This is a genomic window from Polynucleobacter sp. KF022, assembly GCF_027924105.1.
Taxonomy (GTDB): Bacteria; Pseudomonadota; Gammaproteobacteria; order Burkholderiales; family Burkholderiaceae; genus Polynucleobacter.
Window position 1 is genome coordinate 370,279 of the sequence record NZ_AP026972.1, and the last position, 15,113, is coordinate 385,391.

The window sequence follows — 15,113 nt, forward strand, 5'->3', positions numbered from 1 at the left end:
CAGTGCAGAATAATTCAATATTTTGCACCGCAGCAATTGATAAAACAAAGCGCCGCCCAAAAAGCGGCGTTTTGCTTACAATGTCGGATTCGTTAATAAAACAGTTTTAAGTATCTTTTAGGCCAACAAAATGGACATGCTTGCACAAATCCTCTCGAGCGGTATCGCTGTGGGGATGATCTATGCGGTAATCGCTTTCGGTTTCCAGCTCACCTTTGCCACATCAGGCACTTTGAACTTCGGTCAAGGTGAAGCGCTGATGTTGGGTGCCCTCGTAGGTTTAACCTGCGTTGACACTTTTGGCATGAACTACTGGGTCATGATTCCAGTCGTTTGTTTATTCGGCATGATTCAGGGCAGCTTCGTTGAATTAATCGGCGTACGTCCTGCGATCAAAATTAAATCCGAGTTTGGATGGATTATGTCCACTATCGCTCTCGGCATTATTTTCAAGAACGTGGCAGAAAACATTTGGGGCCGTGACGCATTGCCATTCCCATCTCCATTACCAATGGAACCAATGAATTTCTTGGGCGCAAGTATTCTGCCAATGGAAATTTTAGTGGTGTTTGGCGCATTAGTCATGATGTTGTTAGTAGAATTTTTTAACCGTAAAACAATTTACGGTAAGGCGGTTGTGGCAACAGCAAACGACCGTGATGCTGCTGGCTTGATGGGTATTAATACCAGCGTAGTAATTACATTCTCTTATGCACTCTCCTCTTTGACTGCCGCCTTTGCTGGCGTGTTGATTGCACCATTGACACTGACTGGTGCAACTATGGGTGGCGCACTGGGCTTAAAGGCATTCGCAGTGGCGATTATTGGCGGCTTGTCTAGCGGCATGGGCATCATTGTGGGCGGTCTGATTTTGGGTATTGTCGAAACAGCTACCGGCTTCTATGTCTCTACTGGTTATAAAGATGTTCCAGGTTTGATTTTGTTATTGCTTGTATTGGCATACAAACCATCTGGTCTATTCGGCAAATCTGCAATTAAGAAAGTTTAATGATGAAGAAGTCTCTAATACCGCTATTAATTGCGATTGCGGCACTCTTTTGTTTGCCGTTGTTTGTCCATAACCCTTATTACATTCACTTAGTTGAAACCATTCTCATCTACACCATCTTGTTATATGGTTTGGATATCGTGGTGGGTTATGTTGGTCAGGTTTCCTTAGGTCACGCAGCTCTGTTTGGTATCGGCTCATACACCGCTGGTGTTTTGTACTTCCATTTCGGTTGGACGATTTGGGGAACTCTACCTGCATCTATCATCGTGACCTCTATCTTCGGCGGTATCTTGGCATTGCCAGCCCTGAAGGTAATTGGACCGTATTTGGCGATGGTGACCTTGGCTTTCGGAACGATTGCACAGATTCTCATTAATGAGATGACTTGGTTGACTGAAGGCCCATTGGGCATCAAGATTCCGAAGCCTGATTTAATGGGCGTGCCAATGACCAAAGCAGAGTACTTCTGGATGGTTGGCATTATCTTGATCATTTCTATGATCGTTGTAGACCGTTTTGTGAAGTCACAAATTGGTCGCGCTTTTGAAGCATTGCGTGATAGCCCAATTGCCTGTGACTGTATGGGCGTATCCGTATATCGCTTTAAAGTGATCGCATTTGTGATCAGCGCTGCCTTTGCAGGTTTGGCTGGTTGCTTGTACGCCTACTCTGAGCAATATATTTCACCAAATACTTACAACAACGAACTTGCTGTTTTGTTCTTGCTCGGCATCATCATGGGTGGACGTAAGTCTCGCCTAGGTGCCTTGATTGGTGCAGCTATTATTGTATTGTTGCCAAAACTCTTGGACGACATCAATTTGTTCCGTATCGTTGCCTCGATTATTGCGGTTGTAGTGGTGGTTGGTGCTGGCATGGCCTTGTCCAAGAAGACTACAACCCCGCGTCGCGTTGCTGTACCTATCGCCGGCGTAGTGGGCTTGGCAGCATTCTCATTCTGGCTCAATACGATTTCTGACTGGCGCTTGAGTATTTTCGGCTTCATGATTTTGTTGGTGGTGTACTACTTGCAAAACGGTATTGTTGGTTTTGCGAAGAGCTTCTACCAGTCAATCGTTGGCAAAGCTAAAACTACTCGTGGTGGTGATGCTGAAGTAGTTGATGACTCTATCAGCTTCATTAGCAATGTATCCAACGCAAATGCTGGCGCTGAGCTCTTGAAAGTTGACTCTGTATTGATGCAGTTCGGTGGCCTGAAGGCCTTGAACAATGTTGATCTGAGCATCAAGCGCGGCACTATTCATGGTTTGATCGGTCCTAACGGTTCCGGTAAGAGCACGATGATGAACGTATTGACAGGTATTTATGTACCTACAGCTGGTAACGTTTTATACGCTGGTGAAAGCGTTGTTGGTAAGACATCTTCCGACATCGCCTTATCTGGTATCGCTCGTACCTTCCAAAACGTTCAGCTTTTCGGCGAAATGACTGCTATCCAAAATATTTTGGTTGGCTTGCATCACACCTTTAAGTCGAACATGGTGGAGATTGCATTGAATCTGCCACGCTACAAGCGAGAAGAGGCTGAAGCCCATGGTCGTGCAATGGCGCTCCTCAAGTTCGTTGGCTTGGATGACTTGGCCAATGAAGAAGCACGTAACTTGCCATACGGTAAGCAACGTTTGCTCGAGATTGCCCGTGCTTTGGCATTGGATCCTGAGTTGCTTTTGTTGGATGAGCCAGCAGCAGGCTTGACAGCTCCTGACATTAAAGAACTCTTGCGCATTATTCGTAAGATCCGCGATAGTGGTATTACCTTCATCCTGATTGAGCATCACATGGATGTGGTGATGTCAGTTTGCGATACCGTTTCTGTATTGGACTTCGGTCAGAAGATTGCAGAAGGTAAACCAGCTGAAGTTCAGGCAGACGAGAAGGTGATTCATGCCTACTTGGGTACTTAATCACTAGAACATATTGAATCGGTAAATACCATGTTATCTATTAAGAATCTTGAAGCAGGCTACGGTAAAGTCAAAGTCCTCCACGGCATCAATATTGATGTTCCAAAAGGGCAAGTCATTACTTTGATTGGCTCAAACGGCGCCGGCAAAACAACAACCATGCGTGCTATCACTGGCATGATCAAGCCAACAGCTGGTGAGGTCACTCTAGGTGGTGAAAAAATTGATGGTTACGACTCTCATAAAATCGCTCGCTTGGGTTTGGCTCACAGCCCTGAAGGTCGTCGCGTATTTACGACGATGTCAGTTACCGACAATTTATTGTTGGGCGCATTTCCACGCTTTACAGGTAGCCGTCCAAAAGGCGATATCAAGAATGACTTAGAAAAGTCTCTTGAAATGTTTCCTCGCTTGAAAGAGCGTCGCAATCAATTGGCGGGAACGCTATCTGGTGGCGAGCAACAAATGTTGGCAATGGCCCGTGCAGTGATGCTCAATCCAGAGATTATTCTTTTGGATGAGCCATCGATGGGTCTGGCACCAATTTTGGTTGAGGAAGTATTTAAGATCATCTCTAACCTGAAGTCACAGGGTGTGACCATGTTGTTGGTTGAGCAGTTTGCTGCTGCAGCATTGAATGTGGCTGACTACGGTTATGTGCTTGAGAACGGCAAGATCGCTACTCACGGACCTGCTGCTAAGCTCAAGGATGATCCTGCTGTGAAAGCAGCTTACTTGGGTGGTGCTGGTGGCCACTAAGTAGTTATCCAAACTACCGGTAATAAAAAAGCCCTTAGTAATAAGGGCTTTTTCTTTTTAGCTAGCTAAAAGCTTTACCGCTTCTCGTATCAGCAGGGCGCGATACCCCATGTATATAGCTACTACAGTAAATCCAAACAAAAAGAGCTTGGGTATCAATGCGCCTTCAGCTACTAATTCACTATTGAGTAAGCCAATCGCTACGGCAAAAAAGAAGAGCGCTCCTAGTCCGAGGATGATCCAATTCTCATTGCTGCTGACTTGTTGAGTTTGGTTGTTATAGGCGAGAACCTGAAGGGACTCACCCTTTTGATATCCAGCTACTGTAATTTGATCGCCATCTGCAATCTGCATCGGTGCTGAAAACTTGGCTTCGATTGCCTTATCTCCCAAATTAAATGTAGAGATAAAAAAGCGCTTGTAGTAGACCGAGGAATGGTCGTGGGTGGGCTTTTCAGGGTTTACGTATTCGAGCAATTCATTATTAAGATTGCTCACCGTGCCAGAAATCGAACTTATAGAACTGGATAGCAAAGAGCTTGGTTTACTTATGGACATCAGCAGAACTCCCAAAAGGCTGATTATCAGTATATAGACTAGAGATTGCAGGGTTTTTCTCATAAGGCATTAATGCCTTTAATGGTGAGGCTGATTGCAACTCCAAATGTGAGTATGGCAAAAATTTGTTGCAGCCTTGGACCGCTTATTTTTTTGCCCAATGCTCGACCCATTAGAAGACCGCATAAGGCACCTATGGAAAAAGGTGCTGCCAGCGTTAAATCTAGATTGCCTGATATGGCTGAAAATACTACCCCTCCGCTAGAGATGATGGCAAGTACGCCTAGTGAGGTGGCAACAATTGATTGCACTGGCAAATCTGTATAGCGCTTTAAGGCTGGGACAATCACAAAGCCGCCGCCTACTCCCAGTAATCCAGATAAGAATCCCGCCCAGCATCCAGAAAACATGAGAGATCTAGCGCAAGGAATGCTCCAACTTAATTTACCAAGCTCTGGATTGAGTAAGCATGGCGGTGGGCTGCGCTTTTTCATGGGGAGATGAAGGATTTCTCTTCTAGCTTGAAGTAGTAAGCGGATTGAGACAAAAAACAGCGTGGCACTAAAAAGAATTAGTAGCGGAGCGTTAGGAACTCTTTGTGCTGCCCAAAGACCTAGTGGCGATAGGAGAAGTCCAAATAACGCCATGAAGCCAGCTGCTTTGTACCGCAAAATTTTATTCTTCAGTCCAAGTAGTGCGCCTACACCTGCAGAGAGTGCAATAGCAGAAAGAGAGACTGGCGCTGCCTCCGCTATTGGAAGATGTAGAACAAATACCAGCAGGGGGACAGACAGAATGCCGCCACCTGCGCCGGTAAGACCCATTAACAAACCTACGATAAGGCCTAGGGCGGGGCTGATGAAGATTGAGTAGTCCATTGCAATTAATTTTATATTAAGATAATATATAAATATATATATCAAATACTCTTTTTGAGCGGTAATCAAGGTATTTTTAGGAAAGCCTGCTATGAACCCAAAACCAAGCGCTGAAGTTAAGGCATTCTTTGATCCAGAAACCTGGACTTTTACCTATGTAGTTTATGGAGGCAAAAAAAGTCCCTGCGTAGTCATAGACTCCGTATTGAACTATGACCCCAAATCAGGCAGAACAACTACAGGGTCTGCTGACGAAGTCATCAGCTTTATTCAAGGCGAGCAATTGCAGTTAACTTGGATCCTAGAAACGCATGCTCATGCTGATCATCTAACGGCAGCCCCCTATATTCAGAGTAAGTTAGGCGGCAAGATTGTCATTGGCGATCACATCACCAGTGTGCAAAACGTATTTAAGGGTGTTTTCAATCTTGATGAGCAATTTGCAATTGATGGATCTCAATTTGATCATTTACTAAAAGACGGTGAATCACTGCAGTTCGGCAACCTCTCCTTAAAGGCTCTCTATGTGCCTGGCCATACCCCAGCTTGCATGGCATATGAAATTGGGGATGCACTATTTGTTGGGGACACCCTCTTCATGCCTGATGTCGGTACAGCGCGTTGTGACTTTCCAGGCGGTAGCGCCCAGACTTTATATCGATCTATTCAGAAGGTGCTCGCATATCCTGATGAGACAAAGCTGTATATGTGCCATGACTATCCGCCAACAGATCGTCCTGAGGCGTATTGCACAACCGTGGGTGAGGAGAAGAAGTCTAATATCCATGTGCACGACGGAGTCACCGAGGAGCAGTTCGTGCAAATGCGCAGTAAGCGGGATGCGACCCTAGATATGCCTACTCTGATATTGCCATCGATTCAGGTCAACATACGTGCAGGTCATCTGCCTGAGCCTGAAGCGAATGGCAAATCCTATTTAAAAATCCCATTAAACGCTCTTTAATATGACGATTACCAAATCTGAACTCAAGAAAATGCAGGCGTCAGCTGCTGATGCCTGTAAGTTAATGAAGGTTCTATCCAATAGCGACCGCATGATGCTGTTATGTGAAATCGGCCAAGGCGAAAAATGCGTCAGTGAGTTAGAGCTCGCCTTAGATCTTCATCAGCCTACACTATCTCAGCAATTAACCGTGCTTCGCAAAGAAAAGCTAGTTAAGACACGCAGAGAGGGTAAGCAAATTTACTATTCTCTGGCCAGTGAGGTTGCTGTGGCGGTAATGAGTCTGCTCTATAAGCACTATTGCAAAAAGTAGTCGATTTACCTGCCGTGGCTACTGCCGCAAATTTTTTGAAATGCATGCAGCAAAAAGATAACAAAAAAGAGTAAGCCAGTCATCCAGTGGGTATCGACCGTAATGTCTCGAATTTCTTCGGGACCGTAATACAGTAAGGCGACAGTAACAAGCAGCAGAGTAAGTAAGCTCAATTGACTAAAGCCGCTCCATCGTTTCTTTTGAGACTTGTAGCCAGCCTTAATATGAAATGACAGCACTGAACCAAGAGCTAGGGTTGCCAAGATAGCAGCAATGCCATGAGCAGCCAGGATACTGTGAGTGCCAAGAGCGGCTCTCTGAATTTGAAACTGATGGCCCAGTAGATACATGAGGCCAGTGATAGAGCAGGTCATTATCCCGAGAATGACAAATGTTCTTTGCCAGTTTGGCATTTTCCCAAGTCGACTCATATAGTAATCCTCAGTGCTTGTGCTGAAAAGTGTGAGAAACAGGGGTGATACTCATTATTTGTTAAGGCCAAGACTTTGGTGAGGGCATCTGCATAGACGCACTCTTTAGCGAGAATGGAGAAGGAGCCTAAAACCTCAGCATGTACTTCGGAAAAATTCTGAGCTAGGGGGTTAATGATGTGGCTAATCTGTTGATCCCTTTTTGCGAAGTAAAGGCTGCTGGTGGCAATGGCGCCATCTTTCAAGGAGCCAATCTCAATCAGTCTGTTAGGAAGTTCTGGATCGCGAACCTGAATTGGTAGGGCGGTTTTACCAAACACGCGCAAATCACCACCAGCATTGACGGAGCCCGAAGTAATTCCCTCGGAGATTAAGACTCGCACCGCCATATCCACTGCAAATCCTTTAGCGATGCCACCAAGGTCCAGGCAGACTGGACGTGCCGATTTGATGAGATCGGGAGCTAAGAACTGAATATCTTCAATTCCACCAAGATCATGATTTGTGAAGGTAATGTGCCGTGGCAGTAAGCCTGCAGCAACCAAGCGATGTCCAATGCCACAATTGAATAGACCACCTGATGCAAGATGAACTTCTTTGGCAACCTTAATTACTTGGGCTGTCCATGGATGAACTTCAACGGCCTCCCTATGGGCGAGTTGGTTAATAACACTAAGTTGAGTATCAGGATGATGAAATCCCATGAGATCCTGCACTTGTTGGATTGCGGCAAATGCGTTCTCAATCGCCAATAAGCCATTCTTATCTTCTTGAGTGGAGATTTCTACAAAAGTCCCCAGCAGAGGTTTACATCGAATCATTTTGCTTTGAGAGTTTGGATTTGGCCGACAGGTGCGGGAGCGCTTTTCAGAGCTAATTCATATAGGACAGCAACTCGCTTCACTCCATCGGTCAGGTGCTTACAAGAAAGAGTGGCACCCCCAATATTTTGAATATCCTGGTTGAGCTTAATAGGGTCATGTGCAGTCTTACCAATAAATTGCTTACGCCATTGCGCTTCAGCCACTTCATAGCCATAAGACTCCACATATTCCAGTATTTCAATGCCAGAGATGCTGCCGCTGGGATTGATGGCAACAGCATAGGTAATCATTTCATGTTTACCAACTACCCCATCAATGACTAGCCAACTACCGTCAGATGCCCTCCAGATGCGATCTCCTTGAAAAGGGTGGCGAATGCTTGATGCTGCTCGCATCCTTTCTTGTAGATCATCGGTAATGATGATGGGCGTCTTAGTAAGCGCCTTATTTGGTAAGAGGATTTTCTGCGCCTGCTCTACAGAAACATAAATTTTTGCATGCGCAATGATGGGTGCACTCATCATTGCTAAGCCAATTGCAGCTAGCGGGTAAGGTTTCCAGATCATGAGTTCATTTATGCGGTGAGTAATTCGTTTGCTTCATTACAAAGCGCCTGGATTTCTGGATGGATGTCCTGTAGATTGGAGAGTTTTTCAAACATCATGAGCGCTCTTTGTTTAGCAGTTTGGCATTGCGTAGCCTGAAATTTCACTAAATGAGTCAGGGCTGCAACTAATAGGTTTTGAATTTCCATAGATTCTTTCGCTTAGTTATCAGTTAAGAGGGAAGCCAACTTTGACAATGAATTCGTTCACAGAGTGACTGTCCCAAACACGTGCATTTGAGCATTCAGCTTCGCCGCCGCCCATGCAGGTTCCGCCTGCAAGCTGATAGCGCCATGCGCCAGTGACCCACCAATCTTTAGCTGCATAGTGCATATTGGGTCCGACAAAAGTTGCTCTTTGTACTTGATTGCGTAAATTCAACTCAGAGTAGTCGTTATGAAAACGGGCCTCAACTCCGGCTGACCATTTGGGAGCAAAGCGATAGCTAGCGCCAACTAAGAAATCCAGCATCGATTCAGGAACATTGCCATTTTCAATAAACTTCAGGCGTTCATTAGCAACCACAACGTTACCCGCCAAGATCAGGCGATCATCAATAAAGTTAGATTGCAGCAAAAGTCTTGCTTCTAGCTCATCTTTATTTCTACCCCATGTTGGTTCGAGATAGAGGCCTACGCCCACTGGTGAGGTGACTGGATTGGTCAGGCGGTAGATAGCTTCAAGAGAGCCGCCTTCAATACCACTTTTTCTATAGGCTGTAGATGGATCATGCGAAGAGGGCACGCCGTATCCACCCGTACAAGTTGGTGTATCACCGCACGCCTCTGGATTGGTGTAATTCTGATCGGCACTCGTGTAGTAGGAGTTGATATAGCCCGCTACCTGTAAGTCATTGGTGAGGCCATATTCAAGTTCAGTTCTTGCGGTCCAGGCATCGTAAGTTCCCGCGGCTTGCTGTTTATTCAGCTGTAGACGCTGCTCAAATTCCAGCTTGCCCTTGGGTTGAAGATCTAAGGTGTAAATCCAGCCAAACGCTCCCTCGCCCGCATTGGCAAAGGAAAAGTGAAGAGTGGCAACAAGGAAGAAGCTAAAGGCAAGGAGTCTATTAATGGTTAATTTCATGATCATTTGAGGTTGATGGTTAAAAAGTCTAAATGAGAACGGTTCTCAATATAACACTAAATGAGAATGATTCTCAACTAATTAAATGACCATGAACCTAAAAATGGCGGAATCTATAAGTCCTTTCTGGTTTGCTTGTAAGATTTCCCTGGATGAATGCAGAGTCTCTAGAAAAACTCGTTTTGATGAAGATGCCCTTTGGTAAATACGCTGGACGTGCGTTGGCGGATTTGCCGGGGAACTATTTAGCGTGGTTTGCGCGCGAAGGTTTTCCTAAAAGCGAGCTGGGGCAGCTTCTAGAGTTGATGCACACGCTAGATCACAATGGTTTGCGTGGATTACTGGCGCCAATACAACGAGCGCATGGTATTCAGGCAAAGTCGAAATTACTTTGAGCGAATGATGAGTGTGACGCGATTACGTTCGTAGGTCACCGTTGCAGACTCTGGTGGGCTGCTTTGCATTAAAGCAACCTTGAGATTGGTTTGAGATTCGATTTGAGAAGTGATTTGCCTGGCAAGAGTTTCATTGCGGTCATATTGAACCTGAATACTCTCCACCTTGCCCGCCTTGATGTTATCAATGACTCCATTGAGCTTGCTTGAGGAATATGCATCAAAAAATACGGGATACCAACCACCAGTGAATAGCTTCTGACCCACTATTTTAGAGGGTTCTACGGGTACTGCATCTGGCTTGATGGTATCGCTCAGCTCAGGTAAATGAAAATCAATCCCTGTTTTTTGAACCAGCTCTTTGTATGAGATGGGCGACGTCATATTGGCTTCATTGGTGTTTTCAACCCAATAAGCCCAAGCAGTATTTTTGTTTGGATCGTAAACTAATTTGTATAGATGACTCGGAATCGTCACGCGACTTCTACCAATACTGCCGCTATTACCAACAGAGCCGGTAAATACATAAATATCACCGGTAGCTCTTTTAACGTAGGCTCGTGTAGGTTCTTCTACATTTTTCGCCCAGATGCCCTGATTATTTTGTCTAGCCTGGGGCATCATATTTGCCAGAGAGAATGACTGGGCCATTGAGCGCTCATTGCTCATATCGCCTGCGGGTGCATTGTGGCCGCGATCATAGCCGCTGCCACGGTAATCTGAGAGTAAGGCTCGTTCTGAGAAGGGCAGCCTGGCCTCCTCGTAAAACTGATTACTTCTGCGCGGGTGCGGGGTAGAAAATTGTTCTTTGTTGAGTTTCTCTACTGTATAGATAGGTTTCTTATCCTGCGGGGAGTAATAAATCGCAAAGCTGTCAAAGCAGAGGTCTCGCCCAACTTGAGTGCTGGTTGGTATTTGCTGATGGGGAAACAGATTCCTGCAGTCTTCAAAGGCTGCAAAAGAATGTAGTGAAGCTGAAAGCGCTGCAAGGGCTACTAGGTTGCGAAAGAATTTCATGGTGTTTAAGTGTAGGACCTCTCCTAAAGGCATTGCTCACTTTTTACATTGAACTAGCTCCATGGCTAATAAGAAATTTGGACATTGTTGACCTTTTGCCATGACTTAAGAGAGGCTTATTGCCGAATCTGCTTTGGTTGGAGGCTCATTACAAAAGGCTCGTGTTGCCTACTACCCCTAGAAAAGTAAAAGAGTAAAAGCACTAGATGTATGTTTTTATGGACTTCAATTTATAAAGAAAAATGAAAAAAAGTACCCCTTTAGTCATTTTTTTATAGAGTGAAATTAGCGATCCCTAACTTTCATAAGCTATTGATTTCATTAACTTATATATGTTTTTTAGGGTACATATACGGGATCTCCCGAATTTCTAGATCAATAAGTTATTGTTTTCTAGTTCTTTATTCTTGACTTGATATAAGAAACTTCTTAGGATGACCCATGTTTTTAAGATATTGCAATGCAGCATAAAATGGTAGTCCAGTTTTTTGAGGTTTTGCAAACAATGAATGAGTAAATGTTTACCTAACAATTTGAGCGATATGCAGAATGCGCAGCCTACCTTGTCGGCCGCTAAAGAGCTGCTCTCGCACGCCATGGCTCCAGTCTATCGAGTCATTAATGGCTTACTCGTTGTTACTGTATTTATGGTGGTTGGTCTCTGGCTCTCGGGCAACGGTACCAATGCCGGCCCTTTTGATCTTGCTCGCATTCTGGTTCCGGATGAGGCGCGTCATATGGTTTGGAGTAATGGCTTTGAGATGCTCAACCAGTACAAAGACTCCAACGATATTGCTACCCAGACTACTGATGCCGGTATCGCCGCAGTAATTTATAACAAGTCAAAGTTACCAGCTACTACAGGTTTGGCAAGTGCTAAGCAGCAAACAGTCGCTTTGCTAATGCCCTCTGTTGCGCAAATGCAGGTCAAGTCGATTTCTCATTTATCAGATCGCATTCCAACTTCCAAGATTGATCCACAGGCATTAGATAGCAACCTTATGGGCTCGCTTCAGAACCAAAGAGCCGTAGCAGATTTCTTTGAAAAGAAATACAAATTGGATCGCGCCAAAATTGAAGAGTATGTTTCTAATACCATCTTGATTGCCAAAGAAGTCAACATTGATCCAGTTCTATTATTGGCTGTGATCTCGGTGGAATCGAATTTCAATCCCAATACTAAGAGTCATGCAGGTGCTGAAGGTTTGATGCAGGTAATGACTTCAGTGCATAAAGATAAATACGCAATCTTTGGCGGCACGTCTGAAGCTGTTAAGCCAGAAGTCAATATTCGCGTTGGCGCCTATATTCTGAAATACCTGATTGCTACAGCAGGTTCATTGCGTAATGGCCTGAAATACTATGTAGGCGCTGCCAATGCTGAGGATGATGGCGGCTATGCTGACAAGGTAATCGCTGAAAGAAATCGTCTTATTAGTTTGTGCCAAAACCGCTCTACGAATCGCCTTACCTTGAATGGCAAAGACTTGCGTTCTTAATTTCTAGACCACTGCTTAAGTAATTAAAAAGCCACCCTCGGGTGGCTTTTGCTTTGCTATCTACTCAATTTTTAGTTAACGCCGTGTAATTCCACATCAAATACAAGAGTCGTATTTGGGGGAATAACACCGCCTGCACCACGGGGACCATAGCCCATTTCAGAAGGAATAATCAATGTGCGTTTGCCACCAATTTTCATGCCCGCTACGCCTTCATCCCAGCCCTTAATAACATGGCCTGCGCCTAATGGAAAGCTAAAGAGTTGACCGCGATCTAATGAGCTATCAAACTTTTGACCTTTGTGGTCAGGGGCTTTCTCGTCAAACAACCAGCCGGTGTAATGCACATCTACATGATTGCCTGCTGCGGCTTCTTTGCCTTCACCTACAACGGTATCGATTTTTTTGAGTTCACTCATGATGTTTTCCTATTTCACACAAATTGACTGGCTAGTATATTCTGAGCTTTGTAAATTTTGATGGCACCCTCACTTTAGTTAAAACGTATGACAAATTATTGGGCAAATTCCGCATATAAGACTCTGGCAATCAGCCCTGACCGCCAGTTGCTGGTTACAGACGACTTTCTGCGCACCTACATGGCAAGGCCTGAGCTCGCACTAGTGCCTGAATCGTGCCCTGCTGAGCGATCGCTTCACCAGCGTTTAACAGAAAACCCTCGTGCTGAAGTGGTTGAAACTGAAATCACCTCAATGGCTGATGAAGATATTCAGGAGAACTATCGTGTCTGGTTGCGCTATCGAGCGCGCCTTTTGTCAGCCAGCTCTTTAGAGGCTTTTTATATGAGCCTCTTTAAAGGCGAGGGGGTGGATGTTCCACCCTTATTTATCTCCCTGCTGGCCCAAATCTTTATCAGGCATATTTTGGGTGATGACGCGCACCCATTGGAAGTGCGCATGGGAGAGCTCTTTTTTAGAACTCAAAAAATTACCATCATTGAGGATGGCATCGTGATGGGCGCCGATGAAGAGGTGGTCGCTCGCAATGCCCAGGCAGGCGATACGGGCAACATCATGGATTTGCTAAAGGGTAAGTCCATGACCATGAGATCAGCGGATTTAGATGTGCTTCATGAGGACAATGCTGAGGAGTATTGGTCGCGCAACGAAGATTTCGATTTAGCAGTGCAATTGAATTTTGGACACGAGCCTATTAATCGTTTTTGCCGTGTTTTAGAGAAATGGGTTAAGCACTTCTTGGGTGTCAGTGTGCGCATAACACCTATGCAGCAAATTAGCGATCCCAAGTGGTCATGGCATGTTGGCTTGGATGCAGCTGCAACAGAAATTCTGAATAAGCTTTATAACAAAGAGTTAGTTGAGGCAGATGAGTTGCAAAAAGTGATTTGTTTATTTCGTCTGGATTTTATTGACGAGGCTGCTGTAGCCAAGGCTCAGGCAGGCAAACCGGTCTATATGGCTATTGCTATGAATGATCAACAGCAGCTCAAGTTAAAACCGCAAAACCTATTATTTAACTTACCGCTGGCAAAAGTTTCTTAAACAATTGCTTGGGACTTTTTGCGCTGCTGAGCGAGCCAGTAAAGTGCAAGACCGGTAATCACTACAGGAATCAGTGATCCCCAATTCAGAATGCTCCACCCATGAGAGGTGACGAGGGCACCTGAACCAAAAGAGGTGAAAGCCATGGTGCCAAAGACAAAAAAGTTAATTGCCGCTTGAGCTTTGTCTCGTTCGTTTGGTTGATAGGCTGTCATCGCCAGAGAGGTGGCTCCGGTAAATAAAAAGTTCCAGCCGACACCTAGTAAAAATAAAGCAATAAAGAATTGATGTAGGTCAGTGCCGGTAAGCGCAATGGCGATACAGATGAAGTTCAGTAGCACTCCGACGCCCATAATCTTTAATGTGCCAAATCTCTGGATGAGTGAGCCCGTAAAAAATCCAGGTGCAAACATACCAATCACATGCCACTCTAGAACTAAGGCGGTGTCCGAGAAAGGAAGTCCGCAGATTTGCATTGCTAAGGGCGTGGCCGCCATTAATAGATTCATCACCCCATAACCTAAAGCTGCACCAATGATGGCAACAACAAATACAGGCTGACGAAGAATCACGCTTAAGGGGCGCCCATCAGAGAGTGAGTGTTGAGTCTTTAACTCTTGGGGGAAGTGAATGAACTGCATCACAAAGATGCCAATGAAGCCAGCGATAGAAAGGGTCAGGTAGGCGCCCAGGAAGGCGGTATCAAAGAGGTCTCGTGTCCATGAGGCGAGGTTAGGTCCGATAACAGCGCCAAGGATGCCACCGGCAAGCACCCAAGAAACGGCTTTGTCACGTTGCTTTAGATCTGTCAGTTCTGCTGCAGCAAAGCGATAAAGCTGACCATTGGCGCTGTAGTAGCCAGCAATAAAGGTTCCTGCAACCAAAAGCCAAAAGTTTTTGCTCACAGCAGCATAGGCGCATAAAAGGGCGGAGAGCATTGCCACTAGCAGACCCAGTTGAAATGAAATCTTGCGTCCAAAATAATTCTGGGATTTAGCCACGATGGAAGTAGAAAAGGCGCCTCCAACTACGTAGCCCATGACGGGTAGGGTGGCCATCCAGCTGACTGGTGCTAGGCTGAGGCCTACAAGCCCATTAATAGCAATAAAAGTGACGTTATTGGTGAGGAATAAGCCCTGACAAATGATCAGCAGCACCAGGTTTCGATTCAGTAAGGGGTGTTTGCTGGTCATGGCTTGCAGTTTACGGTGAATTTGCAGCTTTAGTGAGCTTGGTGAATTCCCTTAAATGACTCTTAATTAGCTATTTTCACGGGCAAAACCACCATTTTTGCCAGGTCCAATGATTTAAAATGGAGGACTCGCCT

Annotated in this window: 18 protein-coding genes; 8 read left to right on the top strand and 10 right to left on the bottom strand. The window is 45.2% G+C overall.

Annotated features, from left to right (window positions below):
* The first annotated feature begins 130 nt into the window (after window positions 1-130).
* The 3 genes from PKF022_RS01985 to PKF022_RS01995 are packed head-to-tail and all read left to right on the top strand — an operon-like array spanning window position 131 to window position 3,696.
* Window positions 131-1,009 carry a branched-chain amino acid ABC transporter permease gene (locus PKF022_RS01985; RefSeq protein ID WP_216213919.1) on the top strand — a complete coding sequence of 293 codons (879 nt, stop codon included), beginning with the start codon at window positions 131-133 and terminating at the stop codon, window positions 1,007-1,009.
* Entirely contained in the window at window positions 1,009-2,937 is a 1,929-nt protein-coding gene (locus PKF022_RS01990) for a branched-chain amino acid ABC transporter ATP-binding protein/permease (protein WP_281777021.1), read from the top strand. The genes PKF022_RS01985 and PKF022_RS01990 overlap by 1 nt, the downstream gene beginning before the upstream one ends.
* A 30-nt stretch (window positions 2,938-2,967) precedes the next feature.
* Window positions 2,968-3,696, top strand: coding sequence for an ABC transporter ATP-binding protein (locus tag PKF022_RS01995; RefSeq protein ID WP_215348454.1), 729 nt, complete (start codon window positions 2,968-2,970; stop codon window positions 3,694-3,696).
* Window positions 3,697-3,753: 57 nt separating this feature from the next.
* Here PKF022_RS01995 and PKF022_RS02000 read toward each other — a convergent pair whose 3' ends face one another.
* Window positions 3,754-4,194: a hypothetical protein gene (locus PKF022_RS02000; RefSeq protein ID WP_281777022.1), complete on the bottom strand. Its 441-nt coding sequence runs from the start codon at window positions 4,192-4,194 to the stop codon at window positions 3,754-3,756.
* Window positions 4,195-4,313: 119 nt separating this feature from the next.
* Window positions 4,314-5,132 (bottom strand): sulfite exporter TauE/SafE family protein, encoded by an 819-nt coding sequence (locus tag PKF022_RS02005; RefSeq protein ID WP_281777023.1) that lies wholly within the window; start codon window positions 5,130-5,132, stop codon window positions 4,314-4,316.
* Between the two features lie 91 nt (window positions 5,133-5,223).
* Here PKF022_RS02005 and PKF022_RS02010 point away from each other — a divergent pair, with 91 nt between their 5' ends.
* Both PKF022_RS02010 and PKF022_RS02015 read left to right on the top strand, forming a co-directional pair.
* On the top strand, window positions 5,224-6,096 hold the full coding sequence (locus tag PKF022_RS02010; RefSeq protein ID WP_281777024.1) for an MBL fold metallo-hydrolase: 873 nt from the start codon (window positions 5,224-5,226) through the stop codon (window positions 6,094-6,096).
* A 1-nt stretch (window position 6,097) separates the two neighbouring features.
* Window positions 6,098-6,409: a metalloregulator ArsR/SmtB family transcription factor gene (locus PKF022_RS02015; protein WP_281777025.1), complete on the top strand. Its 312-nt coding sequence runs from the start codon at window positions 6,098-6,100 to the stop codon at window positions 6,407-6,409.
* A 5-nt stretch (window positions 6,410-6,414) separates the two neighbouring features.
* Here the strand turns inward: PKF022_RS02015 and PKF022_RS02020 are convergent, their stop codons facing one another.
* The 5 genes from PKF022_RS02020 to PKF022_RS02040 are packed head-to-tail and all read right to left on the bottom strand — an operon-like array spanning window position 6,415 to window position 9,352.
* Entirely contained in the window at window positions 6,415-6,840 is a 426-nt protein-coding gene (locus PKF022_RS02020) for a hypothetical protein (RefSeq protein ID WP_281777026.1), read from the bottom strand.
* Window positions 6,837-7,661: an FAD:protein FMN transferase gene (locus tag PKF022_RS02025; RefSeq protein WP_281777027.1), complete on the bottom strand. Its 825-nt coding sequence runs from the start codon at window positions 7,659-7,661 to the stop codon at window positions 6,837-6,839. Before PKF022_RS02025 ends, PKF022_RS02020 begins: the two co-directional genes overlap by 4 nt.
* The gene (locus PKF022_RS02030; protein WP_281777028.1) at window positions 7,658-8,230 is read right to left on the bottom strand and encodes an FMN-binding protein; all 573 of its coding nucleotides are present in this window, start codon (window positions 8,228-8,230) and stop codon (window positions 7,658-7,660) included. The genes PKF022_RS02025 and PKF022_RS02030 overlap by 4 nt, the downstream gene beginning before the upstream one ends.
* A gap of 8 nt (window positions 8,231-8,238) precedes the next feature.
* Entirely contained in the window at window positions 8,239-8,418 is a 180-nt protein-coding gene (locus PKF022_RS02035; protein WP_281777029.1) for a hypothetical protein, read from the bottom strand.
* Between the two features lie 19 nt (window positions 8,419-8,437).
* Entirely contained in the window at window positions 8,438-9,352 is a 915-nt protein-coding gene (locus tag PKF022_RS02040) for a DUF6662 family protein (RefSeq protein ID WP_281777030.1), read from the bottom strand.
* A gap of 152 nt (window positions 9,353-9,504) precedes the next feature.
* On the opposite strand from PKF022_RS02040, the gene PKF022_RS02045 reads away from it, so the two are divergent.
* On the top strand, window positions 9,505-9,747 hold the full coding sequence (locus PKF022_RS02045; RefSeq protein WP_281777031.1) for a DUF3820 family protein: 243 nt from the start codon (window positions 9,505-9,507) through the stop codon (window positions 9,745-9,747).
* Here the strand turns inward: PKF022_RS02045 and PKF022_RS02050 are convergent.
* Window positions 9,739-10,764 carry a DNA/RNA non-specific endonuclease gene (locus PKF022_RS02050; RefSeq protein WP_281777032.1) on the bottom strand — a complete coding sequence of 342 codons (1,026 nt, stop codon included), beginning with the start codon at window positions 10,762-10,764 and terminating at the stop codon, window positions 9,739-9,741. The genes PKF022_RS02045 and PKF022_RS02050 overlap by 9 nt on opposite strands.
* 509 nt (window positions 10,765-11,273) lie before the next feature.
* Here PKF022_RS02050 and PKF022_RS02055 point away from each other — a divergent pair.
* Window positions 11,274-12,263, top strand: coding sequence for a transglycosylase SLT domain-containing protein (locus PKF022_RS02055; RefSeq protein WP_281777033.1), 990 nt, complete (start codon window positions 11,274-11,276; stop codon window positions 12,261-12,263).
* Window positions 12,264-12,334: 71 nt separating this feature from the next.
* Here the strand turns inward: PKF022_RS02055 and PKF022_RS02060 are convergent, their stop codons facing one another.
* Window positions 12,335-12,682 (bottom strand): FKBP-type peptidyl-prolyl cis-trans isomerase, encoded by a 348-nt coding sequence (locus tag PKF022_RS02060; protein ID WP_281777034.1) that lies wholly within the window; start codon window positions 12,680-12,682, stop codon window positions 12,335-12,337.
* 87 nt (window positions 12,683-12,769) lie between these two features.
* On the opposite strand from PKF022_RS02060, the gene PKF022_RS02065 reads away from it, so the two are divergent.
* The gene (locus tag PKF022_RS02065; RefSeq protein WP_281777035.1) at window positions 12,770-13,786 is read left to right on the top strand and encodes a DUF6352 family protein; all 1,017 of its coding nucleotides are present in this window, start codon (window positions 12,770-12,772) and stop codon (window positions 13,784-13,786) included.
* Here PKF022_RS02065 and PKF022_RS02070 read toward each other — a convergent pair.
* Complete coding sequence (locus tag PKF022_RS02070) at window positions 13,783-14,958, bottom strand: MFS transporter (protein ID WP_281777452.1); 1,176 nt, start codon at window positions 14,956-14,958, stop codon at window positions 13,783-13,785. The genes PKF022_RS02065 and PKF022_RS02070 overlap by 4 nt on opposite strands.
* Window positions 14,959-15,113 lie beyond the last annotated feature (155 nt).

What these genes read in the sequence shown, in the direction of transcription:
- PKF022_RS02050 (WP_281777032.1), bottom strand. Translation starts at nt 10,764, where the DNA reads ATGAAATTCTTTCGCAACCTAGTAGCCCTTGCAGCGCTTTCAGCTTCA.
- PKF022_RS02025 (WP_281777027.1), bottom strand. Translation starts at nt 7,661, where the DNA reads ATGATTCGATGTAAACCTCTGCTGGGGACTTTTGTAGAAATCTCCACT.
- PKF022_RS01985 (WP_216213919.1), top strand. Translation starts at nt 131, where the DNA reads ATGGACATGCTTGCACAAATCCTCTCGAGCGGTATCGCTGTGGGGATG.
- PKF022_RS02020 (WP_281777026.1), bottom strand. Translation starts at nt 6,840, where the DNA reads ATGAGTCGACTTGGGAAAATGCCAAACTGGCAAAGAACATTTGTCATT.
- PKF022_RS02030 (WP_281777028.1), bottom strand. Translation starts at nt 8,230, where the DNA reads ATGATCTGGAAACCTTACCCGCTAGCTGCAATTGGCTTAGCAATGATG.
- PKF022_RS02005 (WP_281777023.1), bottom strand. Translation starts at nt 5,132, where the DNA reads ATGGACTACTCAATCTTCATCAGCCCCGCCCTAGGCCTTATCGTAGGT.
- PKF022_RS02060 (WP_281777034.1), bottom strand. Translation starts at nt 12,682, where the DNA reads ATGAGTGAACTCAAAAAAATCGATACCGTTGTAGGTGAAGGCAAAGAA.
- PKF022_RS02045 (WP_281777031.1), top strand. Translation starts at nt 9,505, where the DNA reads ATGAATGCAGAGTCTCTAGAAAAACTCGTTTTGATGAAGATGCCCTTT.
- PKF022_RS01990 (WP_281777021.1), top strand. Translation starts at nt 1,009, where the DNA reads ATGATGAAGAAGTCTCTAATACCGCTATTAATTGCGATTGCGGCACTC.
- PKF022_RS01995 (WP_215348454.1), top strand. Translation starts at nt 2,968, where the DNA reads ATGTTATCTATTAAGAATCTTGAAGCAGGCTACGGTAAAGTCAAAGTC.
- PKF022_RS02065 (WP_281777035.1), top strand. Translation starts at nt 12,770, where the DNA reads ATGACAAATTATTGGGCAAATTCCGCATATAAGACTCTGGCAATCAGC.
- PKF022_RS02010 (WP_281777024.1), top strand. Translation starts at nt 5,224, where the DNA reads ATGAACCCAAAACCAAGCGCTGAAGTTAAGGCATTCTTTGATCCAGAA.
- PKF022_RS02055 (WP_281777033.1), top strand. Translation starts at nt 11,274, where the DNA reads ATGAGTAAATGTTTACCTAACAATTTGAGCGATATGCAGAATGCGCAG.
- PKF022_RS02015 (WP_281777025.1), top strand. Translation starts at nt 6,098, where the DNA reads ATGACGATTACCAAATCTGAACTCAAGAAAATGCAGGCGTCAGCTGCT.
- PKF022_RS02035 (WP_281777029.1), bottom strand. Translation starts at nt 8,418, where the DNA reads ATGGAAATTCAAAACCTATTAGTTGCAGCCCTGACTCATTTAGTGAAA.
- PKF022_RS02040 (WP_281777030.1), bottom strand. Translation starts at nt 9,352, where the DNA reads ATGAAATTAACCATTAATAGACTCCTTGCCTTTAGCTTCTTCCTTGTT.